17 protein-coding genes are annotated in these 20796 nt (G+C 37.1%); 14 read left to right on the top strand and 3 right to left on the bottom strand.

All coding sequences use genetic code 11. From position 1 onward, the window contains the following. Window positions 1-70 precede the first annotated feature (70 nt). The 3 genes from BC781_RS02820 to BC781_RS02830 all read left to right on the top strand — a co-directional run bounded on the left by BC781_RS02820 (window position 71) and on the right by BC781_RS02830 (window position 3650). Entirely contained in the window at window positions 71-1042 is a 972-nt protein-coding gene (locus BC781_RS02820; protein WP_109615731.1) for a helix-turn-helix domain-containing protein, read from the top strand. Between the two features lie 277 nt (window positions 1043-1319). After that, on the top strand, window positions 1320-2021 hold the full coding sequence (locus tag BC781_RS02825) for a hypothetical protein (protein ID WP_109615732.1): 702 nt from the start codon (window positions 1320-1322) through the stop codon (window positions 2019-2021). Window positions 2022-2039: 18 nt separating this feature from the next. Beyond that, window positions 2040-3650 (top strand): hypothetical protein, encoded by a 1611-nt coding sequence (locus BC781_RS02830; RefSeq protein ID WP_109615733.1) that lies wholly within the window; start codon window positions 2040-2042, stop codon window positions 3648-3650. Window positions 3651-3714: 64 nt separating this feature from the next. Here the strand turns inward: BC781_RS02830 and BC781_RS02835 are convergent, their stop codons facing one another. Together BC781_RS02835 and BC781_RS02840 are read right to left on the bottom strand one after the other, a co-directional pair. After that, window positions 3715-4359 carry a chromophore lyase CpcT/CpeT gene (locus BC781_RS02835; protein WP_109615734.1) on the bottom strand — a complete coding sequence of 215 codons (645 nt, stop codon included), beginning with the start codon at window positions 4357-4359 and terminating at the stop codon, window positions 3715-3717. Between the two features lie 185 nt (window positions 4360-4544). After that, the gene (locus BC781_RS02840) at window positions 4545-4898 is read right to left on the bottom strand and encodes a hypothetical protein (protein ID WP_146201610.1); all 354 of its coding nucleotides are present in this window, start codon (window positions 4896-4898) and stop codon (window positions 4545-4547) included. Between the two features lie 383 nt (window positions 4899-5281). Between BC781_RS02840 and BC781_RS02845 the strand changes: the two genes are divergently transcribed. The 9 genes from BC781_RS02845 (at window position 5282) to BC781_RS02885 (ending at window position 15905) form a co-directional block, all read left to right on the top strand. Further along, on the top strand, window positions 5282-6334 hold the full coding sequence (locus BC781_RS02845) for an efflux RND transporter periplasmic adaptor subunit (RefSeq protein WP_109615736.1): 1053 nt from the start codon (window positions 5282-5284) through the stop codon (window positions 6332-6334). Window positions 6335-6346: 12 nt separating this feature from the next. Beyond that, window positions 6347-9385: an efflux RND transporter permease subunit gene (locus BC781_RS02850; RefSeq protein ID WP_109615737.1), complete on the top strand. Its 3039-nt coding sequence runs from the start codon at window positions 6347-6349 to the stop codon at window positions 9383-9385. An 81-nt stretch (window positions 9386-9466) separates the two neighbouring features. After that, window positions 9467-10795, top strand: a complete 1329-nt coding sequence (locus BC781_RS02855) for a TolC family protein (RefSeq protein ID WP_109615738.1) — start codon at window positions 9467-9469, stop codon at window positions 10793-10795. Between the two features lie 112 nt (window positions 10796-10907). Then, on the top strand, window positions 10908-11939 hold the full coding sequence (locus tag BC781_RS02860; RefSeq protein ID WP_109615739.1) for a sensor histidine kinase: 1032 nt from the start codon (window positions 10908-10910) through the stop codon (window positions 11937-11939). A 6-nt stretch (window positions 11940-11945) separates the two neighbouring features. Beyond that, window positions 11946-12710 (top strand): LytR/AlgR family response regulator transcription factor, encoded by a 765-nt coding sequence (locus BC781_RS02865; protein WP_109615740.1) that lies wholly within the window; start codon window positions 11946-11948, stop codon window positions 12708-12710. A gap of 98 nt (window positions 12711-12808) precedes the next feature. Next, window positions 12809-13258 carry a SecDF P1 head subdomain-containing protein gene (locus BC781_RS02870; RefSeq protein WP_146201611.1) on the top strand — a complete coding sequence of 150 codons (450 nt, stop codon included), beginning with the start codon at window positions 12809-12811 and terminating at the stop codon, window positions 13256-13258. Window positions 13259-13849: 591 nt separating this feature from the next. Then, the gene (locus BC781_RS02875) at window positions 13850-14431 is read left to right on the top strand and encodes an outer membrane beta-barrel protein (RefSeq protein ID WP_109615742.1); all 582 of its coding nucleotides are present in this window, start codon (window positions 13850-13852) and stop codon (window positions 14429-14431) included. 140 nt (window positions 14432-14571) lie between these two features. After that, window positions 14572-15231: a hypothetical protein gene (locus tag BC781_RS02880; RefSeq protein ID WP_109615743.1), complete on the top strand. Its 660-nt coding sequence runs from the start codon at window positions 14572-14574 to the stop codon at window positions 15229-15231. Between the two features lie 95 nt (window positions 15232-15326). Then, window positions 15327-15905 (top strand): Crp/Fnr family transcriptional regulator, encoded by a 579-nt coding sequence (locus BC781_RS02885; protein ID WP_109615744.1) that lies wholly within the window; start codon window positions 15327-15329, stop codon window positions 15903-15905. Here the strand turns inward: BC781_RS02885 and BC781_RS02890 are convergent. Further along, complete coding sequence (locus tag BC781_RS02890; protein WP_245935566.1) at window positions 15902-16879, bottom strand: NAD(P)-dependent alcohol dehydrogenase; 978 nt, start codon at window positions 16877-16879, stop codon at window positions 15902-15904. The genes BC781_RS02885 and BC781_RS02890 overlap by 4 nt on opposite strands. A gap of 491 nt (window positions 16880-17370) precedes the next feature. On the opposite strand from BC781_RS02890, the gene BC781_RS02895 reads away from it, so the two are divergent. Further along, complete coding sequence (locus BC781_RS02895) at window positions 17371-19968, top strand: TonB-dependent receptor (RefSeq protein WP_109615745.1); 2598 nt, start codon at window positions 17371-17373, stop codon at window positions 19966-19968. A gap of 262 nt (window positions 19969-20230) precedes the next feature. After that, a complete protein-coding gene (locus BC781_RS02900; RefSeq protein WP_109615746.1) occupies window positions 20231-20605 on the top strand; it encodes a hypothetical protein in 375 nt (124 codons plus the stop codon). Window positions 20606-20796: the final 191 nt, after the last annotated feature.

Here is a 20796-nt window from a genome sequence, read left to right on the forward strand (position 1 = left end):
GATGTAAAAAGGATAAGGTTATCAAAAACCGTAAAGAGAGTTACGTAAAACCGCTAAACTTATTTGAACCATGAAAATATATCATGTACATCAAGGCTTAACTCATAAAACCTTTTCTGAATTAGCAGAACAGATAGATACTTGCAGGTGGGACGGCAATACACTTCAAGCAAATACGAGTGAAATAAAATTCAAGTCCTATTATTACAATGAATTACAAGGCCTGAATTGGGCTGTCAATGAATTTTGGGCAGAAGAAGACGTTTTACTCAAAGATATTCAGGGAGAACAACAATCTATTTTTATTCGATTTATAAAAGATGAAACGCTCTACTACCAACAAGGGATAAAATCTATTGGAAAAGGAAATGTTCAAGGTGTGTGTATGTATAATTACCCTCAAACGATAGATATGTTAATACCTGCGCACAAATCTGTAAAATGGATTGGTGTTAGCATAAACGCTCATCTTTGGAAACAACTTACGCACAATCGCTTTCCTGAATTAGATGGATTAATTTTTAGTAAAAAAAAGTGGATTATCTATGAAAGCTTAAGCATACAGATGGAGAATTATATTTCGGATATTTTCTCGGCTCAAAATGTTGGCATTGGCAGAATAGGACTCACTCTAGGCTCAGGCTTACTTTTACTTACCTTCTTTTTCCAAGAAATTTATAAACGTAGAAAAGAAAAAAATAATATTGGAACATTAACCGCCGATGCCGATCTCCTATTTGCGATCAAAGACGACTTACAAAGCCACCTCAGCGAACCTCCGAGTATAGAAGAACTCATGAAGAAATATGGAATGAGTGAAACTCGGCTGCGAATTAATTTTAAAAAAATGTTTGGTATGCCTCCTCGCCAATTTGTTCTTAGAGAACGTTACAGAGAAGCATATCGTCAAATAAACCAAACCGACAAATCAATTATTGACATCGCGTATTCACTCGGCTTTGCGAATAAAGGACACTTTAGCAATGGATTTAAAAAGGAATTTGGAATATCTCCATCCCAACTAAGAACCAGAAAAATATAATAGAAAAGTATTAAGTAATTGGACTAATGACTTTGGGTTAAAAAATACTGTTCTTAGAGTTACTCTAAGAACTTAGAAGCTTGCCGTACTACTTGTAAATTTCTTCCTATTTCTGAGCTAACATTTTTCACTGAATACTTCCATTCAAATATTACTAGCAAATAGTCTAGTAAAGGATGGCATTGTAATTGTATTTTGACTTTTACATCACTTTCTAAAATCACACCAAGCTTCTCCCCAACTCAAAATTAGGCTTTATCCAAAAACTAAATTATAAATGAAGCTATTCGCTTACATCAGTCTTATCCTAATTTCGCAATTGGATATTTATCCTAAAACCGAAGAAAAATGGTTCTCCAAAAGTGATTTTAAAGCGGGAAAAATACTCCTTCAAGGTATGGATGAAGACTTCAAGAAATACTTTTATGAGGAAGAAGAAATCATCTTAGCTCAAACGATTGTCTTTGGTGAACTCATGCGTTATAACCGATATCAAGATTTTGTAGAAACTAAAAGTCTGGAAGAGTTCTACGTTTCCTACGGAAGTGAAATCATCAATTTCTCCATTGGCAAATTTCAGATGAAGCCCTCTTTCTTTGAGTTTCTTGAACAGAAGCAAAAAGGATTAAATCTTCACTATTCTTTTACAATTCAATATCAATCTTCTGATGAAACCTCCCAAAGGATACAGCGATTGAAACGTTTGAAATCCGAAGAATGGCAAATAAGATATCTCAAACTTTTTATGGACATGATGTACAGCACGCACCCAAGTCTAAAATCATTGAAGATTGAAGAAAAAATTACGCTTTTAAGTACGGCATATAACCTAGGGCCTCAACATAAGCTTAGTACCCTAAAAGAATACGCTGAAGTCAGGCAATTTCCTTATGGAAAAAACTTCCCTGCCCAACTTCAAACTTCTTATGCATCAATCGCTTTGGAAGCCTACCAATATTTAAAACTTGAAAACCAATAATTCAAAATTATATATCCAATGAAAACTCTTCTCAAGACCTATTTTTCCTTACTATTGATTAGTGGAAACTTACTTTTCTCTGCCTGTCAAAGTTCGGGTTCTTTTATACAAGTCCCTCTCGAAGCTGCTGATGTAGCTTTTCATAACTTTAGAGTTGACCCTAGTCAATCGATTCACCTTGAATTAGAAAATGGAACGAATATCTCTATTGCGCCCAAAAGTATAGTTGACAAGGATGGAAAGGTGGTCATAGACTCCATTACGATTCGTTATCGAGAAATACATGATGCTTATCAGAGTTTACTTTCGGGAATACCCATGCAGTTTAAGGAGCAGCATATGCAAACCGCAGGAATGTTTGAAATTGATGCTTTAGATGAAAAACAAAACAAATTATACCTCAAAGAAGGTCAAACAATCGCTGTAGATTTGGCTTCAAAAGTAAATGACAAAGTCTATCCCTTTTTCAGATTAGACACTCTTAAACAAGAATGGCTTAAATTAAGTAATGAAACACTAGCCGAAATTAATCCTGCCAAAGCGGAATTATTGGATTCTGTCCAATCTCAAAATCTATACAAAGAGACACTTCATAAAGAAGCGACTCAACTCAAAAATAAATTTGATAATCGCTTTGCAATTATGAGTCTTGCGGCCTACGATCAACTTTTAAATAATATCGATTACAACCTTATAACTAACCAAAAAGTAGAAAAAATTGTCAAAAAGGTAAAAGAAGAAACGATCACTAAAACCAATAGCTATGGTTTGAAATTATTTCATTACCCATTTTTAGTTTATCAAGGCCCTGATAGCTTTGCTTTTGTCGGTAGTGATTTGGGTGGTTTTGCCTCTAATGTAGATCAAATCTTATGGCAAATAAATAAAGGAGAAATCAATACAAAGTGGTTCTATAATAAAAACAGGGAATGGGCTGGAGATCGATTCTACGATGTAAAAGAGTTTGGCAATAAGACTATTTTGGGCATTCAAATGGTACACCTAAAGGACTTAAAGTATCAGATGATTCGAACGTACACAGATTCTTCCATCGCTGTTACCGAAGTTGAAGCGATTGGCCTGCTTAGCGATATCTATAAGATGAACCCTTACAACTGGAAAAATGATTTTGACCAGTATCAAGCTCGTATTCAGGAATCATTGGAAAAAGCTAAAAAATATACCAATAGAGCCTCTAAGCAGTATAAATTCATCAGAAAACTCAATATCAATGCATTTGGCGTTTATAACTGCGATTACCTCATCAGCCAAGATGATCTCTTATACACTTCGGCTAAAATGGATTTAAAACTGAAAGGAATCACAAATGAGGAACTTGAAAGTACTTCATTCTGGTGGATGCTTCCCGACGAAAGAACCAACTTAAAGTTTCGATATGAAAAGGGCAATTTTTATAATATTCCAGAAAAGTCTATTCTACTGACCGTTCTAGGAGACCAAGTTGCATTGTGCTACCCAGAATACACCAAAATCCGTCAACAAGAATCCGTAGAACTAGAATTGGAGTGGGTAAAAGAGAAAATACAGTCTGCTGAAGATTTAAAAAAAGTAGTACAGTCATATCGTCAAAAACATGAAAATCTAGAATTTATGAGTATGACTTTTTGATTCGTTTTAACAAAAAAGGGACAGCAACATTTTAGTTGACTGTCCCTTTTTTACAATTAAATGGCTACTCCACTGAAGCAACTTCCTCCTCTACTTCATACTTATCAAAAACATAAGCACCTTTTTCAGCTCCCCAAATTTGTTCTCCAGCATCATTCCATCCTCTATCCCAAGATGTGATTTTTGCCTCAGAAACTTCTACCTCAGAAGTTGCATATGATGCACCATAAAGTGAACTCTTACAATCACGTTCGTTAGTAGCACCCGCATAAGAACCGTCTTTTTGTTTTTTCAAGAATACAGAACAACCTTCTCTTGTCACCAAAGAATCTGGAGAAATTGTCGTAAAGATAACTGGTGTATCCCAAGCATGTATAAAACGTGATGGTTGAGGTAACTCATATACCGCACTTTCAATCATTCCATCTTCGGTTTTTGAAAGTTTATACACTCGCTGACGGTACGGCTTTTCTAATTTAGAGCTAACCGCCTGCTCAACATAAAGCCATTTAGCCTCTGTATTTTCTTCCCAAATTGGGTACATCACAAGATTGATATCAAAAAATGCTGAATCTTGCTCTGACTGCAATTTACTAGAAAAATGCCCTTGCATTAAACTCACTACTTCTGATAGTTCGTCTCTTTCATTAGTTTGTGTACAAGCAGTAAATACAAATAGTGTAAGGATAGTTAAAATACCTTGTCTCATTTTCAAAAAGTTAGTAGTATAAAGTTGAATTGATTTTAGTAATACTTAAATCGAAATATAGGAAATAAGTTTTAATCTATTCTTCACCTTTGAAATAAGAATCATATTTTGATGTTGTTTGCGTTCCAATCAATGTATCATTTTGTAAAAAAACTCTTGGGCTAAGGGTTCGTCGTTTTTTTATCTCATACATCGTTTTTAAGACTTTCTAATTGTTTAATTAGTCTACTTGGTACAGCGACTGTACCTCCTAAATTCACTCTTACTTCAGTACCATTTTTAAAATGAATTACTAACCAATCAATCCTTATTGCTGTAGGATTATTAGGTTGATATACTAACTCTGTTTGTACCGTAGAGAACCTCCTAATTTGATTCCATTTTATAACCTCTCTCTGATCTAAATATATCCCAGTACTGTCTGCTTTCAATAAATACCTTGACTCATCTTTCCGAATAAACATAATACCAATAATAGTAACCACACAAAAAAGTAGAAGACTTAGTATAACCGAAAGCTTTATTGGTGCCCCTATCATATTTAATCCGAACCCAAATAAAATAGGGGACACAAACATTATAAAAAGTATCAATACAATATTACTTGTATCCTTTACAATAATTTTTTTCATAGAGGTCTATTCTTCTCTAACATTTTATTTTATCCCTACTAAATATATAGCTTAAACTCGTACTGATCTAATTCCAAAATTTAATACATAATCATCTATCAATTTTAAAAACACTACACTTCTCCAACCCTCACCAAAAATTAAGCCCCCAGATTTGGCCGATTGAGCAGTCAATTCGGCAGTTTCATAAAATTCAGTATTGAAAAAGGAGACAGACACATACACATTTGATTATAGATTCCGCTTCACCTCGGAAACTAGTGTTAATACTGTCACCTATTAAAAAATCTATGAAACGAATCTGGTTTGCAGCCTTGCTTTTAACAGCAGCTTGCTCGTCCGATGATCAACAAGCAAACACGTCGAAAGACAAATTGGTCAAAGCTATCCGCACAGAAAGTAGTACACAAACAAAAGTACGTACATTCTCAGGAATCACGGAGCCTAACAAAGAAGTAAATCTTTCTTTTAGGGTAAGTGGTCCATTGTCGCAGTTCAATATGGAAGAAGGACAAGCGATCAAAAGAGGAGAAAGACTCGGGGTGATTGATACCCGTGACTTTAAAATTAATCTGCAAAAAGCGGAAGCCCAATTTGAGCAAGCAAAAGCAGAAATGGAACGTACAGAGCGTTTGAAAGCTAAAAACAATGTTTCCCAACAACAATACGAATATGCTAAGGCTACATTTCTAAATGCAACAGCCAACCTTGAAGCAGCTCAAAATGCACTAAAAGATACACAGCTCAATTCACCTTTTAGCGGTTATGTGAAATCTGTCATGACAGAAAAAGGAGAGCATATCAATGCCAAACAATCCGTACTTATTGTACAAGATTTTAGTGCTGTAAAAGTACGCTGTAATATCCCTGCCTCTTTGGCAATGCAGCAAGAGAATATTGAGAAAGTAAGTGTAAGATTCGATGAATTTCCGAATAAAGAATTTGAAGCGATTATCAAAGAAATTGGTCGTGATGCCAATGCGCTGAACAATGCTTACCCAATGATTCTGGAAATTGAGAACAAAAATAATGAATTGATCGGGAGTATGTCAGCAGCTGTTGACATCAAAATGCAATCTGATACAAAAAGTAGCATTCAAGTCCCTTCAACGGCCATTATGGGACTACCTTTAGGAGGTGCTTATGTATGGGCATTCAATGCAAAAGACAACCAACTTCAAAAAGTTGATGCTAAAGTAAATCAGCTGAACAATGATGATTGGGTAGAAGTAGAACTGCAATCTGAACAATGGGATTGGATTGTGTCTGCAGGAGGATGCTATTTGCATGAAGGACAGAAAGTCCGTGTACAAGAAGAGGTACGTCATATTTCAATGAGATAAGGGAGGTGAGATATGAGCTTAACGGATTTTACTTTAAAAAATAAACCCTTCAGTTGGTTTGCCCTTGCATTGGTACTGTTGGGAGGAATGTTTGCCTATCTAAAAATAGGAAAACTAGAAGATGCGCCATTTACCATCAAACAAGCGGTTGTACTGACTACTTACCCGGGAGCCTCTGCTGAGGAAGTTTCTGAGCAAGTGACAGACAAGCTAGAAGAAGCTATTCAGTCTTTGGGCGAATTGGATTATGTGGAAACAATCAACAGACCAGGAGTGTCTCGTATTGATGTTTACCTCAAAAAAACAACAAAACAAGCCGATTTACAGCAAGTTTGGGATAAACTTCGACGAAAAGTAGGTGATGCACAAACACAACTTCCTTCGGGTGCAGGGCCTTCAATTGTCAATGATGATTTTGCAGATGTACTTGGTGTTTTCTACGGCATCTACGGAGACGGATTTAGCTATAAAGAACTGAACGACTATGCTGATGAACTGAAAAAGGAAATTCTTAAAGTTCCTAACGTAGCCAAAGTAAATCTCTTCGGAAAAGCGCAAGAAAGCATAGATATTCAATTGTCTCTGACGACCATGAGTGAATTAGGTATTTCTATGGATGCTTTAGTTACTGCACTGAATCAGCAAAACCAATTGGTCAACTCTGGTTTTTTGAATACACCAACACAACGTATCCGAATTCAAACCACAGGAGATTTTGATGAATTAGAAGCCATCAAAAACTTCTTGATTACAGCTGAAGATGGTAGCCAAATTCCACTGAAAGACATTGCTACTTTAAAACAATCTTATGTGGAGCCTTTTACTTCAAAAATGAAGATTCAAGGTCTCCCTGCCATCGGTATTGCTATCTCTACGGTTGACGGTGCAAATGTAGTAGATATGGCATCAGCTGTAGCTTCTCGTCTTCAAGAATTGGAAGAAGACATGCCTTCGGGGCTACTGCTTAAAAATATATATGACCAAGGTGCGGCTTCCCAAGAAGCGAATGACGGATTTGTCATTAACCTTGTCGCTTCGGTAGGAACAGTAGTTTTAATTCTACTTTTCTTTATCGGATTGAAAAATGGTATTCTGGTTGGTTCTGGGCTGATTTTCTCTATTCTCGGAACATTAATCGTGATGTGGGTCACTGGGCTGAATATGGAACGTGTTTCCTTGGCTGCATTGATCATCGCGATGGGTATGCTTGTAGATAACTCCATTGTAGTGGTTGAGGCCACTCTTATGGCTATGAAAAGAGGAATCCGTAAAGGAGAGGCTATCATGATGGCGGTAAAGGGTTCGGCTTGGCCACTACTTGGAGCAACGATTATTGCGATTCTTACCTTTTTACCAATTCGTCTTTCTCCAGATAACACAGGAGAATACCTTTCTTCTTTGTTCTCCGTATTGGCAATTTCACTGACACTAAGTTGGATTTTTGCCATGACCCAAACGCCTCTTGTTTGTGATGATTTCATCAAAGATGAAGAGGAAAATGGCGAGCAAGACGATCCGTACCAAGGGAAGTTCTATGACATTTTCAGAAAAGTATTGAATTGGTGTATTGCCAAAAAATACATTGCCTTATCGATACTTATAGGATTATTTATCACCACCATCTTTAGTTTCAGATTCTTGAGTGTGATTTTCATGCCTGATCTTGACAAACCCATGATTAAAGTGAATGCCTTCTTACCTGAAGGCGCTCGCTTTGGGTATACTGAAGAGCAAGCAGATGCCATGTTCAATTGGCTAATCACTCGGGAAGGGGTAAAAGAAGTCACTACTACAATCGGACAAACTCCACCAAGATATTTCTTGGCTTCAAGCTCATTTGGCCCTCAATCCAACTACTTCCACCTAATCGTAGAATGTGAGGATTTTGAAGCTACCGAAAAGCTTTTGGAAATGATGGAAGCGGAGAAAGAAACTCTTTGGCCAGATGTCTATGTCCGTCCAGAATATTTCTCGGTGATGTCTCCGAAAGAGTCAAAGGTACAAGCCAGATTTATGGGTCCAGACCCCGTTGTTTTAGATAGCTTGGCAAATGAAGCGATGGAGATTATGAGGGTAAGTCCGTATGCCAGACATATTCATAGTGATTGGAATAATATGTCTGCGAAATGGTCTGTAGAATATGCTCCAGAAAAAGCCGCTCATGCCAATGTCACTAGAGCACATCTTGCGAATGCATTCCAGACCATGGGAGATGGAATTACGGTTGGGGTCTACAGAGAAAAAGACAAGCAGATGCCAATTATCATTAAAACCGAAGAATCGGGAATTAGTGATATGCAACAGGTCAATAACCTTACGGTGATGGCAGGAACGAAAAGTGTGCCTTTAGAACAAGTCACCAAAGATCTTCAGCTCGAATTTGAATATCCTGTGGTCAAAACTTATAACCGAAGAAAGGCTATTTCAGCCATGTGTGACCCTGTTTTGGGAGTAACTACTGGGATGGTTCAAAAAGATATCACTGAAAAGATAGAAGGAATGGATTTACCCGATGGCTATTCATTTATGTGGGATGCAGAGAAGAAAAGTCAACAAGAAGCTGTAGAAGCCATTCTGACTTATTTTCCTTTAGCAATTCTACTTATCATCGGAATTCTGATTGCCTTATTCGGAGATTACAAACAACCACTGATTGTTATTGTGATGCTCCCAATGTCTTTGATCGGCTTAGTATTCGGACTGATTTTACTCAATAAGCCATTCGACTTTATGAGTTTCATTGGTTGGATTGGTCTACTCGGAATGATCATTAAAAATGTGATTGTTCTTTTGGATGAAGCTAATGTTCAAAGAGCCGAAGGGCAAAATCATTACAATGCCATTATGCAGGCTACCGTTTCACGTATGCGTCCTGTACTGATGGCCGCTATTACCACCATGTTTGGTATGGTTCCTCTAATTCCTGATAGTGTATTCGGTTCTATGTCAGTTTCCATCATCTTCGGACTTGGCTTCGCGACATTCCTTACCCTTTTGGCAGTACCTGTCTTCTATGCCATTTTCTATAATGTCAAGGAAGACAGTATGTAACCCAATTGAAAGTTGGGGCATAGTTAGGGTGCCCCTCTTTCTCTTATATCATTCATCATTAGCGCATAGAAGAACAAACTTATGTCAAAAAATAGAAAGCCGTGGAAGGTTGTCGGGCTCTGTATGCTATGGGGGCTAACACCTATCTATTCATACGCTCAAGAAGAAATTGATCCATATTTATCAAAATATAGAGAGGAAGCCTTGGCACACGAACAAAGTGTTCAAATGGCCGAAAACCAAGTGAGTGCCGCCGAAGCCAATTATCGAGCTACAATTTCGGACATGCTTCCACAAATATCACTGGACGGGAATTATACCTATGTCCAAAATCCTACGCAACTCACGCTCCCAGATATTTTAGGAGGTGAATTAGGTGGTATGACTATACAAGGGGCTGCAAATCATCAATACGGCACATACGCCCGACTGAATCAATCAATCTACAATGGAGGGTTGCTTCAAGAGCGAAAAAAGAAAGCCGATATTCAGAAAGATAAAGCTCAAGACCAACTCCAACTGACCAAAACGGAGGTTGTCTTACTTACTGATATTCAATACTGGCAAACCGTAGCTCAACAAGAAGTATTAGCTGCTATGGAGGAATATCGTGATGCCATGAGACATCTGACCAGTGTGGTTGAAGATATGGTAGAGTCTGGTGCAAATAGCAGAAATGATTTGCTAATGTCTGAGGTCAGAATGAACAAGGCTGAGCTAGCAGTCGTGCAAGCTGAGAACAATCTTGCAGTGACGAAAATGTCATTCAATCGTTTATTAGGGCATGAATTTAAAGAAGAAATAACAATCAGTGATTCGATTTCATTTCTCAGTCCAAGCCTGCTCATGCACCTAGAACCTCAAGTAAGAGCTGAGTTGAAGATTGCTGAAAAAGAAGTACAAGAAAGTGAAAGCGACTTCAAAATGGTTAAAGGAAAATACCTACCCCAACTGAATGCTACGGCTGTCGGGATGTACTCCTCTCCTGGTTATGATTTTCAGCCTGGAGCTGTACCAAACATGCAAGCGGGTTTAACTATGGCTATTCCACTTTATGCAGGTTCTAAAAAGAAGAATGAAAAAGCTATGGTAAAAATGAAGGTGGAAAATAGCCAACTTCAATTGGAACGAACACAAGAGATGCTCAACCTCGAACACGAACAATCTTTTGTGGCTTGGCAAAATAGCTTGCAAGAAGCTCAACTTGCACAAAAAGCAGTAGAAAAAGCTAAAGAGAATGCCGCTATCATGATGGACCGATATGAAGAAGGAATGATTGCCATTCTTGAAGTGCTCGATGCCCAAATCTACTTCGAACAAGCCATGGTCGATTATATTCAGTCAAAATTAAATATGAAGGTACAATATACACACTACCTAAGAGCGGTAGGTGTATTATATCACAACTAGAATTTTATTCTGCACATATATAATTGGATGTAAAATCCATTCTCATGATCATCTACCTGACTCCATCAATTGATGGAGTCACTTTTTTTCTACTTTGTAAAAAACAACACCTATGAGCGAAAAGGTATACCTTCTCAAACCCACTATCCGATGGGGATTTAGCTTTGTTATTTCCTGTGCCTCTCTCTACTTTATTGCTTGGGGAATGATCCCGAACTTCTCTCCTCTTGACATATTCACTTCATATATCAGTGTCTTGTATGTCGCTTGGTTTAACAGCTCTGTTTACCTTGCTTTCAAGATTGACAAGCAGCTCGATAAGGTGCTTCCATGGAAAAAAAATCAGAAACTTCGTTTTTGGATTGAATTGGTCATCATTTTTATAATGGCTATTCTTTTCTTCTACATCGTTTCTATTCTTTCAGGATTATTTCAAGGTGAACTCAAGTGGTTTCCAAACAAAGCGAGTATCACCATAAGTATTTTGAGTTCTATCATTTTATTATTACAAACCTCTTCGCTACTCGTTCAGAATTTTCTTCAAAATTGGCAAGCAGCCGATTTGAGAGCAGAACAGCTCAAACAACAAAAACTACAATTTGAGTACAAAGCTTTACAGGCTCAGCTCAATCCGCACTTCCTTTTCAATAGTTTAAATGTTCTAGTTTCTGAAATAGAACACGATCCTCAGAAAGCCAAGAACTTTGCACTCGACCTTGCGGATGTCTATCGATATGTGTTGCAGAGCAAAGACAAACAGACCGTGACATTAAAAGAAGAATGGGAAGCTGTAAAAAGTTATATCGAATTGCATCAAGTACGATTGGGCGATGGATTAGTTATCAAAACGAAATTTTCAGAAGAGACACTTGAAAGGGAAATACCACCTCTAACATTGCAAACACTGGTTGAAAATTGCTTGAAACACAACCAAGCAACAGTGCGTAAACCTCTAAAAATTGAAATTATAGCTGAAGGAACAGCATTGCGTATAAATAATAATCTTCAACCTAAACTCAACCCGACCACGCATGGCGTAGGTTTAGGAGCCGTAAAACAACGCTATGCTTTACTTAAAGCAGAAAGCGAAGTGAACATTCAGCAGGATAAAACACATTTTCAAGTTACAGTTCCATTAATTTAGAAGTCTATGAATGTCATAATTATAGAAGATGAAATACCGGCTCAAAGATATTTGACAGATTTACTTCAAAAGCACAGACCTAATTGGAAAGTTATAGAGACTCTACAATCTGTAGAAGAATCTGTAGAATTTATCAAGAGCAACGAACAGCCTATTGCACTCTATTTCATGGATATTCAGTTAACAGATGGCTTAAGTTTCGAGATTTTTGACCAATGCGAAATAGATGCTCCTGTTGTTTTTGTTACTGCTTATGATGAATATGCTTTGCAAGCTTTTGAAGTCAATAGCCTCAATTACATGCTTAAACCTCTTCGAGAGGAAGCTCTTATCAGCACTATTGAGAAATTCGAGGCTCAGCTAGTACAAACCTCACCTACTGAAGACATCATTCAAACTGTAATGCAAGATTATATTGGGCAGAAGAAATCGTATCGAAAGCGATTCTTAGTTCAAAATATCAAGCACATTGAAGTCTTACCTTCCAATCAAATTGCCTACTTCCTTTCTGAAAATAAAGCTGTATATGCCTACACTTTTGACCATCGGCGTCATCAACTTGACTTTAGTTTAGATAAACTAAGTACACAACTTGATCCAGAGGATTTTTATCGTGTAAACCGACAATGTATTACCAATGTAAATGCAGTAAAACAACTTGAACCATACTTCAATGGGAAGTGGATTTTACATTTGAATCCCAAAACAGAAGAACAAATCATTATTTCAAAAGACAAAATCGGAAAGTTCAAACAGTGGCTAGACCTATAAAAACTGATATATCGTTAAATGATATCAATAAGTTTTTTGTTGAGCAGAAATAGTACTAACTCACATAAAATCATATTTGAAAATAAACTTACTAACCTATGAATTTATATAACCTTAGATCACTTTTCGTTCTGATTTCAATGTCTCTTACGCTAAATGCTTCCGCACAAGAGCTATCCGATTTAAAAACATTAGACAGACCCAATGGATTTTATGCCACCCTTAACTATGAAGCAGACAATGTAATAAATGAGGATACGTTCGAAAAAGAACCTTCTATCACCCACACAGATTACAAAAGAGTATCAAAGAAGAAAGATGGATTAGGAATGTGGGCTATTCAGATTGTATTCAATAAACAAGGTCAAGAAAAAATATATCAGCTCACAAAAGAGAATATAAATAAGCCCATTGCCATTGTTATTGACAAACACATTGTCTCAATGCCTAAAATCATGATGCCAATTACTGGAGACAAAACCCTCATTTCAGGTAATTTTACGGAGCAAGAAGTTGATAATATGGTCAAGCAATTAAAAACAAAATAAACTCGTTCCTTAAGACTAAAATAGGTGGATATATCTATTCGGATACTTTCGACTTCTATTCAGGTTGATCTTTCACCGTGGCTGCAATTAGGAGAAAGAAAGTCAAGTCCAACTCGACCTCCCACGCTTCAATCTAGCCCAAGCTCTGTAAGATGGGACAAACAACCTTCCTATACGCATTGGCGAAGAGTTTGCCACAAAAGCGGTGAAGCGATTGTCTGTGGGTTGACCGTTTTTTATGTGGCTTGATTTTCTGGGCGGACGCAGTCTTCGTTTCTTTGATCAAGCAAAGAAATGAAGACTACCATTTGAGTAAGGAATACAATCTCCACTATGTATGAATTTATATGAATGGAAAACAAACCTTTATTCTTATGTCCACCTATTTATTCTACGGTACTGGACTCATTTCAAATTCATCAGGACAAAGCTTAAAAATGCCCCTTTTCAAAAAGCAGAATATTGTTAAAAAATAACAAAAGTAGTTATTTACTTTAGTTAGTATCATAAAGTATAAATGATGCTTATCAATACTTTAGATCAAACCACAATCTACTTTTGCTACATTCAAAACAGATTTCGCTTTTTATCATGAAAAACTTACTAAGCACTTTAGTAGCATTATTCGTCGTTGTTAACCTATCTCAAGCCCAAACATTTAGCATAGGAACCTCAGCCGTTTATGGTGACGATATAGAAGAAGCAGGATTTAACCTAAGAGGTATGGTTCACCTTGACAAACACATCGGTTTAGTAGCAGAATACACGACTTTCCATCAGCATGATGAAATCGCACATCATGAACTTGAACAAAAGCGTTTATGGGAAATCAACCTTAATGCTGAGTATAATATTCACCTTCTTAAGCATCTTGGTATTTATCCTTTAGTTGGTCTCAACTACAGTCATGAGCTTGAAGATATTCATGAACTAACAGGAGCAGAAACACATTCATACACTGCTCAAAATCATGATTCACACCATGAAATCAACTCTTTCGGAATGAACCTTGGTGCAGGTATTCATTACGAATTAGGTCACTTTGAACCTTTTGTAGAATACGGACACCTTTTTTCTGATCTACCACAAAATGTATTTTCTGTGGGGCTGATGTACCACATAGGTAATCATCATCACAAACCACACACTAAACATAAACACCATAATATTTAAGGAAATATTAAATGACATAATTTAGGAAGGGAGTAAAAGCAAATTCAGCTTTTACTCCCTTTTTTCATTAGTTTCTTTAACAGAAGCTGTTTAACTTTAATTGATTTTACAGTACACCAAAAACATAACTATTTTTTCAAATGTCAGAATCAGTTAAAGAACAAGATCAGCCAACTGCTGCTGAGGTAAAGAATGAGATGCTCAAATCGAAATATGATGCCATTAAAGAATGGGCTGTCGCTTTTGGCGTCTTAATTACTTTGATTTCATCCATTCTTTCTAGTGTAACCTCTCATCAGAACTCAAAACAGCTCCAAAGTTTGGAAGAAAGGTTCTACAATGAACTTGACACCATAGCGGCTAATTTTGTGGTAGATGAATTAATTCCTCCTTCCAAACAATTTTCAAATTACAAGCTAGAAGGACGTTTTGAGACTTCACTTTCTCAATTGAAAGATCACGATCTATGGGTTTTTGTAAACGATGGAGATTCTTTTTATGCTCCCAAAACTCCAATTGTTGTGAGTAGCGACCAACGATGGTTTCACAATTCGGTGCCGATTGCAATAGACGGTAGAATTACTTTGGTTTTTGCTGTGGTTGATAAAAGTGAAAGTAAGCGTCTACAATCTTTGGCGAACTCAACCCCTAGTCTTGTGATGAATGGGCTGTCGGATAGTTTTAAGGTTATAGATCATCAACACATCAACAAAGAAGGCGATAAAGTGACTTACAAAAGTGAAGAAGATTTTATCAGTTTAAACCAAGACGCTAAAACAAAAAAGGGAAGTATTCACTAATTTGTAGTTCGTGGATATTGTTATTTTAATGTGACAACAGCGCTATTTTAGCAAAAACAAAGTTTGCAATTTCTCCTATTAAACTAAATTCTAAAATGAAAGAGGCATTAAAAGAATTCGTTTACAATTTCGAGTATCTCACCAAAGAAGAGGCTGATTTGATTATTGAAAAAACAAATCTGCAATCTTTTAAAAAAGGTACGATTTTGCTTTCTGAGGGAGAAATTGCAAAAAATTGCTATGCTGTCATTCAAGGCTTAGTCAGAGAATATTACTACATAGATGGCGTTGATAAAACTACTGCTTTTTACACGGAAGGGCAGCCTGTCAATTCTTTCAGCAGTGCAACCAATCAAACACCTTCTAAACATTATTGGGAATGTGCCGAAGACTGTATATTGACAGTTGGTTCAGATTCCTTGATTAATGAAATGTGTGAATTGATTCCTAGATTGAAAGAATTTATCCTACTAGAAGTGGAGAAGAACACAGGCGAACTTCAAGATCGTTTTGCGACATTTATGACTTCTAGCCATGAAGAAAGATTCGAGAATTTGATGGCTACCAATCCGTCACTGATAAACCGAGTTCCTCAATATCAGATTGCCAGTTATTTGGGAGTAACTCCCGAATCTTTAAGTAGAATCAAGAAAAGATTGCTCAAAAAAGCCTAGAAGGTCATTATGATATTTCCTTTTTTTCTTCCAGAATCGATATAGTGATGTGCTTCCACAACATCTTCTATGGAATAAGTTTTGTCGATAATCGTTTTCAGCTTGTGAGATTCTATCAACTCATTAATTTCATTCAAATACTTCTTTAGCTTTTTAGCTTCTTGTAAACCTGTTGCCTCAAATTTCACTTTCTGATTCCCCCACAAAGAGGTCTTCAACATATCTTTTAATATCGAGAGACTAAGAACAGGTGTGATAAATCTGCCTTCTTCTTTCAACACATTTTTACATTTTGCAAATGAGCTTTCCCCTATGGTATCATAGACCAAATCATACTTGGTGCTCTCTTTCGTAAAATCTGTTTCTTTGTAATCTATCAGATAGTCTGCTCCGAGCAATTTCACCAAATTATGATTCTTTTCACTACAGACTCCTGTAACTGTAGCCCCAAGACTTTTCGCAATCTGCACCGCTGAAGTACCTAAAGACCCCGAAGCTCCATTGATCAATACATGCTGTCCTGATTTCAGCTCACCAACATTGACTAAAAAATTGTAAGAAGTGAGAGCACCATCACAGATTGGTGCCGCTTCTTCTAAAGCAATTCCCTTTGGCAAAGGCAAAACAATATCATTTGCAGCATGTACACAAACATATTCTGCATTCGCACTAAAGTTGATACTAGTTTCTCCGTATACTTCATCTCCAATATTAAAATCGTCAACCTCACTTCCTACGGCTTCTACCACTCCTGCAAAACCTGTCCCTATTACTGGATTTTTAGGTCCTTTGAAACCTAAGAAAAGTCTAGCAAACTTTGGTGTCCCTTGTCGCATCATAGCATCAGCTCTGGTCATACTCGCAGCATGATTTCTCACAAGTATGTCATTTGGTTTAACTACAGGAATAGGCAATTCTTTTATTTCTAGCACATCGGCATTTCCATATTGAGGACAAATAACGGCTTTCATCATAACTAGTTCTTGTTTTAATTTTTATGTCTAAATGTGAAAGCAAGAAGCCCAGAATGAAAACCAATTTCATTGACTTAAGATAAGATTTTAGAAAAAGAGTGAATTTTATTTAAAAAGCTTGACTCACTTTCTTTCCTATAAAAAACTACAAAATAGCCAGTTAGCTATAATCAAATATTCAACTCACAGAAAGGGCGTTTCAACGCTTAAGAATTATTAAATTTTTGAAGTTTTGAACTTCAGAATCTCAAGCTAATTTTGTGTCAACAAGTAAAGAATGCTAATCCTAAAGAAACATATCGAGCTAATAGGGACTCTCAAAGAGTACACAACTCCAAGTCCCCGACGTACTCGTCAAGTCCGACGACGACGATAAGGCTTGTTGTGTCTTAGTGATTCAACTCTCCAAATTCGATCGAAATCTTCTAAGCCCTTTAGAAGGCGACTTCGGTCAGAAAAAAGCAAATAACAAACAATTATATTTTTAATTAATGAATACTTCAAGATTGAACGTACTTAACAGTACGGTGCTCAGAGGTACGATCTTACTTCTGATGCTTTGTGGAAATGTTAGATGTTGGGCAGCAAATACAGCTGAAGCTAAAACGACCAATACCTTTAACACAATAGAATCTCAAATACAAGGTACCGTTATTAATGAGCTAGGTGAACCGATGTTAGGTGTAGCCGTTACGATTCATGGTACAAATACAGGTACAATTACCGATATCTCTGGTAATTTTGAACTGAGTATCCCGAACTTCCCTTCTGAGCTAAACTTTAGCTATATTGGATACCTTCCTCAAAGTATTACTATTCAAGCACCAACAACAAATCTTCAAGTTCAACTACAACCTGATGAATTAAAACTAGATGATGTGGTTGTAATCGGGAGTAGAAATGCCAATAGAGCACTCACAGAAACGCCCGTTCCTGTAGATGTCATTGCTCTTGATGAAGTTACAAACAGTGTGGGGCAAGTAGATCTAAATCAACTTTTACAATTTGCAGTTCCTTCTTTTAACTCTAACAGACAAGCTGGTTCAGACGGTGCCGACCACATCGATGCAGCCACACTAAGAGGATTAGGGCCTGACCAAGTTTTACTTTTAGTAAACGGAAAAAGAAGACACACTTCATCTTATGTCAACCTACTAGGTACAAGAGGTAGAGGAGCAGTCTCTACTGACCTTAATACAATTCCTGTAGCAGCTATTGAAAGAATTGAAGTTCTAAGAGATGGTGCTGCAGCTCAATATGGCTCCGATGCCATTGCAGGGGTGATCAATATTGTTCTTAAAAAAGATACAGAAACAGGTTCCATTAACACAGGAATGGGCTTACACCAAGATGGTGATGGTGAAAGCTTGATGGTTAGTGGTAACTATGGTTGGAAACTAGGTAAAGAAGGTTATCTAAATGCCACTGCTGAAGTGAACAAAAGAGGAATGACCGATAGAGCTCCAGCAGGAGAAATGAGAAGAATTGGTGATGCTGATGTGTTAAACATTTCTTCAATGGTAAACGCCGAGCTTCCACTTTCAGAAAAAACATCCCTATATGCCTTTGGTGGAGTAAATTATAGAGATGCCATTTCAGGAGCTTGGGGTAGAGAAGCCGATGATGAAGATAGAAACATCATTGAAATCTATCCAAACGGATTTGTTCCAGACCTTCTATCCAATGTTTGGGATCATTCGATAGCCGTAGGAATTACTTCAGAAGTAAAAGGTTGGAATATTGATTTAGGACATACCCACGGATTCAATTCAATGGATTTCAACATTGACAATACCTTGAATGCATCTATGGGCGTGGATTCACCAACTTCTTTTTATGCAGGTAAATTTCATTATCAGCAGTTCGTAACCAATTTAGATGTAACTAAATACTTCGACCATATTTTGGAAGGCTTCAACTTGGCAATAGGTGCAATGCACAGAGCTGAAAACTATGCGATTTACCAAGGAGAGGAAGCCTCTTGGAAAGATTATGGCAACGGAAAAGCTGCTGGAGCACAAGGTTTCCCTGGTTACAGACCTGAAAATGAAGTGAACGAGTGGAGAAGTAACGTGGGTGTATATATCGATACAGAATTAGATATCACTAAAAAGTGGATGATTGGTGCCGCAGCCAGATATGAAAACTACAGTGATTTCGGCGGTACACTTACAGGCAAGTTTGTTACAAGATATACAGTTACAGACAACTGGACACTTAGAGGTGCTATCAGTTCTGGCTTCAGAGCACCATCTTTACAACAAGCATACTTCAACTCTACCTACACCGATTTTATTGGAGGAGAAGCTTCAGAAGTTGTTTTAGCTAGAAATGATTCTGAGTTGGCAAAAGCCTTAGGAATTCCAGAATTGAAAGAAGAGACTTCAGTAAACTATTCTTTAGGAACTACATGGGAGCCTCTTCCGAACCTAACCATTACAGCAGATGCTTATCTTATTGATATAAAAGATAGAATTGTATTGACAGGTTACTTCTCTGAAGATGATGAGGATATTTCTGAAATCATGCAAAGTATGGGTGTTTCTGAAGCAGCATTCTTCACCAATGCAATTGATACAAGAACTTACGGATTGGATGTGGTTACAACTTACAGCCTTCCAATCAAACAAAATAGCTTAGACTTCTCTTTAGCTGTTAACCACAATGTAACGGAAGTTCAAGCTGTAAAAACTTCAGACCAATTGATAGGAAAAGAAGATATCTACTTTGGAGAAAGAGAAAGATACTTCCAAGAGGGCTCAGCGCCACAATGGAAAGGTAACTTCTCTACCATCTTCAAAACTGAAAAATGGAATGCGATGGCTAGAGTCAACTACTTTGGTGCAGTAACGCTAGGTGGTTGGACAGAAGGATTTGTAATGAACTACGATCCGAAAGCCACAACAGATATTAGTTTCACTTATCATCCGACCGACAAATGGAACTGGACAGTAGGTGGAAGCAATATTTTCAATGTATATCCTGATAAGCAAGACCCTTACGAAACAGATAATGGTGGTTATTGGGACCCTGTACAAATGGGCTTCAATGGAGCTTATTGGTACACTAGAGTAAGCTACTCTTTCTAATAATTCCATTTCACTATTCAACAAAACCACAGACACAGACCTACTTTTAGGTTTGTGTCTTTTTTTATAATCTGTACTTTCTTAGCCATGATAAAACGAATACAGTGCAACCTGTTTGGATAAAGATCGTAATCGGAAAGGTTCTGACAGATGTACTACTTCTTCCAAAAAATTAAGGTAAAAGCCTACTTTTTTCCGCACCTTTGAAATAGCCAAAGACCTATATATGGCTTACTAACAATTAACCTATAAACCTAATACTATGCAGAAACTAGCTATGTCAATTATCCTATTACTTACTTTTTCATCTTGTGCAACAATGATCAACGGAGAGGATCAAGACATTCAGATCAAATCAGAAACACCCCATGCCAAGATCTTTGTAGATGGCAAATTCATTGGTGAAGACCAAGTGATGGCTCATCTCAGCAGAAAAAGTGACCATGTAGTAGAAATTAAGAAAACTGGATTTGAAGATCAAAAAATTGAGCTTCACAAACATGCTCAAGTAGAATGGGTCGTTTTTGATGCTTGCTTCAACTGGTTCGGTCTTTTGATTGATGGACCTTCGGGGGCTTGGAATGAGTTTGATGAAAAAGAAATTGTAGTCGAGCTTGCAAAGAAACAACAGCTTTAAGCTTTAGCTTCTTCATGGGCTATTTGATCCGATGTCAAGATTTTGGCATCGGTTATTTTTTACAACCGATTCTCCCCTCAAAACAATTCATCCTACTATATACCCGATTTATTATATTTTAAGACCTAACCTTCTTTCAGCTGACGTATTTTTCATAACTTAGATTTATGATATTCACCAAATTGGAATAT

Origin of the sequence: Sediminitomix flava (genome assembly GCF_003149185.1) — a bacterium.
In the GTDB taxonomy this organism is placed as follows: domain Bacteria; phylum Bacteroidota; class Bacteroidia; order Cytophagales; family Flammeovirgaceae; genus Sediminitomix; species Sediminitomix flava.